The following is a 7,331-nucleotide window of genomic DNA, read 5'->3' on the forward strand; positions in this document are numbered from 1 at the left end:
GGGTGAGCGCGCGCTCGATGATCTCGTCGGCATGTTCGTCAACACCCTCGTCCTGCGGGTGGAGGTGGTACCCGCGACTCCGTTCACCGAACTGATCGCCCAGGTCCGCGAGCAGGATCTCGCCGCCTTCGGCCACGCCGACGTGCCGTTCGAGCGCCTGGTCGAGGTCCTCGATCCGGTCCGCTCCACTGCCCGCAACCCCCTGTTCCAGGTGATGCTGTCCCTCAACGAGGACACCCCGAGCGAACTCGCGCTCCCCGGCCTCACCGTCGCAGGTTTCGACCTGCCCACCGGTATCGCCAAGTTCGACCTGGAACTCACCCTCACCGAGCACCGCGACGACAACGGCACTCCCACCGGCATTTCCGGTGCCTTCCTCTACGCCACCGACCTGTTCGACGCCACCACCGTCGCCACTTTCGCTACCCGCTTGGACCGGATCCTCGCGGCTGTCCTCGCCGACCCGGCACGCCCCGTCGGCGACCTCGACTTCCTCGACGACGCCGAGCGGACCCACATCCTGACCACGTGGAACGACACCGCCACCGAGACCGGCCACGCCGCGACTCTCGCCTCGCTGCTCGCCGACCGAGCGGCCGCAACGCCCCACGCGATCGCCGTCGTCGTCGACACCGACCCCATCGCGGCCGATGCCGCGCCGCTGGCCGCCACGACAATGGCACGGGCGCTCGATGTATCGCCCACCGCGAGAGACGAATCGGTGCAGGAGCGCCTGGAGTCGACGACGAAGCCGGGTCGTCTGTCGGCGCGCACGGTCGAGGCGGGCACGCCGGCCGAGGACGGCGCTCAGGTAGTTGCCGATGGCGCGCCCCTCGGAATCGGGGCGTCCTCGAGCGCGATTTCCCGGCTCGAACACGCGGCAGCCGATGCCATCGCCGCACACCGCGCCGGGGGTGTGGTGCCCGAGGTGCCGCTGCGTGCTGCTGATTCCACGACCGCAGTGGAGCTTTCGTACGGGGAGTTCGGCGAGCGAGTCGCACGATTGGCTCGTCATCTGATCGGGCTGGGAGCGGGCCCTGGCTCGCTGGTCGCGGTCGCGATGCGCCGTGGTGTGGAGCAGTTGGTCGCGGTGCACGCCGTGCTCGTGGCCGGGGCGGCCTATGTGCCGGTGGACCCGGATCATCCGGCCGAGCGGACCGCGTATGTGCTGGCGCAGACGGCACCGGTCTGTGTGCTGACGCTTGCCGGAATCGGTGTGGCTGTAGGCGAGTCGGTGGTGGAGGTCGACGTGCTCGACCTGTCGGAGCTGTCCGGCGAGCCGATCACCGATGCGGAGCGGGTGGCGCCGCTGCATCCCGGGCACCTCGCGTATGTGCTGTTCACGTCGGGTTCCACCGGCAGGCCGAAGGGTGTGGCCGTGCCGCACAAGGCCGCGGTGAACCAGTTGCTGTGGTTGCAGCGGGAGTACCCGCTCGGTGCCGACGACGTGGTGCTGCAGAAGACACCGTTCACCTTCGACGCATCGGTGTGGGAACTGCTGTGGCCGTTGCACGCCGGGGCGCGCTTGGTGCTCGCCACCGCTGACGGGCATCGCGATCCGGCCTACCTGGCGGCAGCCACCGTGCGGCATCGGGTGAGTGTCGTCCAGTACGTACCGTCGGTGCTCGCCGCGGTCGTGGCGGAACCGGCTGCCGCGCAGTCCGATTCGCTGCGACTGGTCTTCGCGGGCGGTGAAGCGCTGACAACCGACCTGGCGCGGCGGGTGCGCGCGATGACCGGCGCGACGGTGGTCAACCTGTACGGCCCGACCGAAACCGCCATCCAGGTCACCACGCACGAGGCCGGTGACGAACTCGGCGCCACGGTGCCGATCGGCGCACCGGTCGCCGATACCCGCGTGTACGTGCTGGATTCGCGCCTGCGTCCCGTCCCCGCGGGTGTTCCGGGCGAGCTGTACGTGGCGGGCGCGCAGCTCGCCGACGGCTATTACGGCCGTACCGAGCTCACCGCCGAACGTTTCGTCGCCGACCCCTTCGGCGCGGGCGAGCGCCTGTACCGCACCGGCGATCTGGTCACCTGGCGCACCGGCGCCGACGGTCCGGCGCTGCACTACCTCGGCCGCACCGACTTGCAGGTGAAACTGCGCGGTCTGCGCATCGAACCGGCCGAAATCGAAGCCGCGATCGCTTCGGTTCCCGGCGTCAGCCGCGTCGCCGTCCTGGTTCGCTCGGATGAAGGCCGGACCGATCAGCTCGTCGCCTACGTCGTCCGTGCTGCCGAGACGCCCGAGGTCGTCGTCGGCGACTTCGGCCCTATCGCCGGCGGCGCCGATTCCGGGGGAGGCGACGCGGTCCGTGCTGTCGACGCCGCGCCGGCTGTTCCGCGACCCGACTCGTCGGCGGCGCCCACCACCGCCGACTTCGACGCAGCGATCGCGGCGACCCTGCCCTCCTACATGGTCCCGGGCGCCTACGTCTTCCTCGACGAGTTGCCCGTGAACGCGTCCGGCAAGCTCGATCGCCGGGCACTGCCCGCGCCGGAATCGCGCCGGCTCGATTACCGCGAGCCCGCCACCGTCACTGAGCGGATCGTCGCCGCGACTTTCGCCGGGGTGCTCGACCTCGACCGGGTCGGTGCCGGTGACGACTTCTTCGCGCTCGGCGGCAACTCGCTGCTGGCAACTCAGGTGGCGGCGCGACTCGGTGCCGCGCTCGATGCTCGAATCCCCGTGCGGGAACTGTTCGAGGCGAGCACCGTGGACGGACTCGCCGTGCGGCTGGACGCGCTGCGCGGCACCGGCAGCAGGCGTGGACCGGTGGCGGGCCAACGGCCGCAGCGGATCCCGCTCTCGCCCGCCCAGCAGCGGATGTGGTTCCTGCACCGCTTCGATCCGGACTCCGCCGCGTACCACATCCCGGTCGCGATCCGGCTCAGCGGCGAGCTGGATACGACCGCGCTGCGCGGCGCCCTGGGTGATCTGATCGCCCGGCACGAGACATTGCGCACCACCTATCCCGAATTCGACGGGCAGGCGACCCAACTCGTCGGTCCGGCGTTCGTGCCCGAGCTCGCCGTCGTCGACGTTGCCGCCGATCACGTGGCCGCGACGGTGGTATCGGTCCTCGCCGGCGGTTTCGACATCACCCGCGAGGTGCCGGTGCGCGCCGCACTGCTGCGGGTAGCGGCGACCGAACACGTGCTGGTGCTCGTTGTGCATCACATCGCGGCCGACGGCTGGTCGATGGGGCCGCTGACGCGGGATCTGGTGGCCGCCTACGCCGCCCGCGCTGTAGGTGCGCAGCCACAGCTGCCCGCACTCGCTGTGCACTATGCCGACTACGCGCTGTGGCAGACCGAGGGGCTCGGCAGTGCCGACGACCCGGACGCGCCGCTGGCCCGCCAGCTCGACTACTGGACGCGCCGACTCGCGGGTTTGCCCGATGTCCTGACGCTGCCCGCCGACCGGCGCAGGCCGCTGATCGCCTCCAACCGGGGCGCGACCTTCACCACCACCCTCGGCGCCGACCTGCATCGCGGGATCGAGGAGCTGGCTCGCGCGCACCGCGCCACTGCGTTCATGGTGCTGCACGCGGGCCTCTCGGTGCTGCTCGCGCGGCTCTCGGCCGGTACCGACATCGTCGTCGGCACGCCCGTGGCCGGGCGTGGCCATCGCGAACTCGACGACATCGTCGGCATGTTCGTCAACACGCTCGTGCTCCGTGCGCAGGTGCGCGCGGGCGCGCGTTTCAGCGATCTCCTCGACGCGGTCCGTGCCGAGGATCTCGATGCGTTCGACAATGCCGACGTGCCGTTCGAAAGCCTGGTCGATGCACTGAATCCGGCGCGCTCACAGGGGTATTCACCGCTGTACCAGATCTCCCTGGCCTTGCAGAACCAGCGCAGGACCGCCTTCGAATTGCCGGGCCTGACCCTGTCGGGGCTGACCCTGCCGGATGCGCCGATCGAAGTCGATCTGGACTTCACCTTCGTCGACCGTTTCGCGCCCGACGGCGCACCTGACGGGCTCGACCTCGAACTGCGCTACGCCACCGATCTTTTCGACGCCGACACCATCGCGACCATGGTCGCGATGCTCGATCGGGTGCTGCGGGACGCGGTCACCGATCCCGGCACCGCGGTCGGCGACCTCGCCTTGCTGGCCGACACCGCCGCGGCCACACTGCCGGCGCGGCACCACGGTGAGGTGGTGCCGCTCGACAGCGCGCTCGCGGAACTGGGCCTGCGCGCCCCACTCGCCGCCCACCTGCTCGATGCCGCGGCAGCGCGAGCTCCCCACGCCGTGGCGGCGATCTTCGAAGGCGTCGAGATCACCTACGGTGCGCTCGCTGCCAGGGCGAACCGGTTGGCGCGCAGGTTGATCGACTGCGGTGTCGGGCCGGAAACACCGGTGGCCGTGGCTGTTCCGCGCAGCATCGAACTGCTGGTGGTGCTGCACGGTGTACTCGCCGCGGGGGGCGTGTACGTGCCGATCGACGCGGGCCAGCCCGCCGAACGCATCGGGCATGTGCTGGCGACCGCCACCCCGCGACTCGTCGTCGTCGCGGCGGCCGGTGACCTCGACCATGTGGACAGCGGTATCCGATCCGCCACGGCCTCGGTGCATTTCGCCGCCGCGTCGCGCTCCGGGGTTGCGGTGCTCACCGTCGGCCAGCTCGAGGACGTAGCGCAGGATACGGTGGCAGCCGGCCCGGTCACCGACCTCGAACGGCTGGCGCCGCTGGACCCCGAGCACCCGGCGTATGTGCTGTTCACGTCCGGCTCCACCGGTACGCCGAAGGGCGTGCTGATCTCGCATCGCGCCGTGGTCAACGAGATCTGCTGGCTGCGTGGCGAATACGGCATGACGTCGGCCGATCGCTTCCTGCAGCGCGCGCCCCTCACCTTCGACGTCTCGCTCTGGGAACTGCTGGCCCCCGCGCTGCTCGGCGCCCCGCTGGTGCTGTTGCGCCCGGGCGGTCACCTCGACCTGGAATATCAGGCGCGAGTGGTGCGCGAGCAGGGCGTCACCATCATGGAGATCGTGCCGTCGGTGCTGGCCGCGATGCTCGCCGAAGGGCTCGGCGACGCGCTGAGCGGGCTGCGCATGCTGCACGTGGGCGGCGAGGAACTGCCCGCGCCACTGGCGGCCACCGTCCTCGCCACGATCCCCGGCGAACTGCACAACACCTACGGCCCCACCGAAGTGGCGATCACCAGCACGTTCCAGCGGATCACCGCGCCGGTCGAGCAGACCGAGCTGCCCATCGGCAGGCCGACCTGGAACGTGCGCGCCTACGTGCTCGACGAGCGCCTGCACCCGGTGCCCGGCGGTGTCGCGGGCGAGCTGTATCTCGCGGGTGACCAGCTGGCCCGAGGCTACCTGGGCAGGCCCGACCTGACCGCCGACCGCTTCGTCGCCGACCCGTTCGGGGCCGACGGAACCCGGATGTACCGCACAGGTGACCTCGTTCGCCGCGATCGCGACGATGCGCTGGTCTACTTGGGCCGCAACGATTTCCAGGTGAAGATCCGGGGATTGCGGATCGAGCTGGGCGAGATCGAGGCCGCGCTCGGCGACGCACCCGGTGTCACCCACGCGACCGTGCTGCCCGCCACCGACGACGCCGGTCGGCAGTGTCTGGTCGGATATGTCGCGGGCGAGGTGGACAGCGTGGCGGTGCGTGCCCACGTCGCGGGCCGGGTGCCCGCGTACATGGTGCCCTCGCACCTGGTCGTGCTCGATACCGTGCCGCTCAACTCGGCAGGCAAACTGGATCGGGCCGCGCTGCCCGCCGCCGATCTGTCGGTCACCACCGAATACGTGACGCCGCGACCGGGTGCGCAGACCGCGCTCGCCGGTGTGATCGGCGAATTGCTCGGCGTGGCACGCATCGGCGCCAACGACGACTTCTTCGCCGTCGGCGGCAACTCGCTGCTCGCGATGCGTCTGGTCGCCCGGGCCAACGCGGCCCTCGGCAGTGCGCTCGACGTGCGCGATGTGTTCGACGCTCCGACCGTCGCCGGACTCGCCGAGCGTGCGGGCGTCGGCCACGAGCAGTCGCCGCCGCTGACCGTGGTGCGACCGCGCCCGGATCGAATCCCGCTGTCGCTGGCCCAGACTCGCTTGTGGTTACTGAACCGGATCGATCCCGAATCGGCCGTCTACACCCTGCCGATCGCGTTGCGCCTGACCGGCGACCTCGACACCGGTGCCCTGTGGGCGGCCCTGGCCGATGTCCTCGACCGGCACGAATCACTGCGCACCATTTTCCCTGAAGACGCCGACGGCCCGACCCAGGTGGTCCTTCCCGCCGACGCGGTGCTGCCCGCTGCCGTCGTGCGCGAGATCGCCGAGGATGAGCTGGCCGCTACGGTGCGCTCGATCATCGGCCAGGGTTACGACCTGACCACTCAGCCGCCTCTGCGCGCCGCGCTGCTGCGCCGGGAAACACGGGTCGAAGAGGTGGACCGCCGACCTGTGGTCGGCGATGCCACGCCGCGTCTCGCGGCCGTGCATTGCGTGGGTTCGCACCAGACAGAGCACGTGCTGGTGCTCGCTGTGCATCACATCGCCGCCGATGGGGTGTCGACGACGCCGCTGGCGCGGGACCTCATCGCCGCCTATGCCGCGCGCGCCGCGGGGATCGCTCCGGTGTGGGAGCCGTTGCCGGTGCAGTATCCGGACTTCACCCTGTGGCAGCGTGCCGTGCTCGGCGACGCGGCCGACCCGCAGTCGCGGCTGGCGCGCCAGTCGGCGCACTGGCGTGACGAATTGGCCGGGATCGCACCGGTTCTCGAACTGGCGACGGATCGGCCCCGGCCCGCCGTCCGCGCGGGTGCGGGCGGGGCCGTCGGGTTCGAGGTGCCCGCCGATGTCGTGGCGGGGATCGAGGCGCTGGCCCGCCGCCACGGGGTGTCCACCTTCATGGTGGTGCACGCGGCGTTCGCGGTGCTGCTGTCTCGTCAGGGCGCAGGCGCGGATGTGCTCGTCGGCACGCCGGTCGCCGGGCGGGCCGATGCCGCGCTCGACGACCTGGTCGGCATGTTCGTCAACACCCTCGTGTTGCGGACGGCGGTCGATGCCGGTGCCGGGTTCGGTGAACTACTGGCCGAGGTGCGCGACGCTGATCTGCGGGCTTTCGCACACGCCGACCTGCCGTTCGAGCGGCTCGTCGACGAGCTCAATCCGACTCGCTCCACGGCATATTCGCCGATCGTGCAGGTGATGCTCGCGTTCGAGCATCGCGAGGACACCATCATCGAGTTGCCCGGACTGCGGATCGACGAGTTCGCTCTGGACGCGGCGACCACCCAGTTCGATCTGTCGCTGGCGATCAACGAGATCGTCGGCGCCGCAGGGGAGCCCGGCA

1 protein-coding gene is annotated in these 7,331 nt (G+C 70.7%); it reads left to right on the plus strand.

Going from position 1 to position 7,331, the window contains the following annotated elements; all coding sequences use genetic code 11:
- The coding region (locus tag ACFWF3_RS17425) for an amino acid adenylation domain-containing protein (protein WP_379314455.1) at window positions 1-7,331 on the plus strand (7,331 nt) is incomplete at both ends.

It is taken from the genome of Nocardia sp. NPDC060220 (genome assembly GCF_042727815.1).
Lineage (GTDB): Bacteria > Actinomycetota > Actinomycetes > Mycobacteriales > Mycobacteriaceae > Nocardia.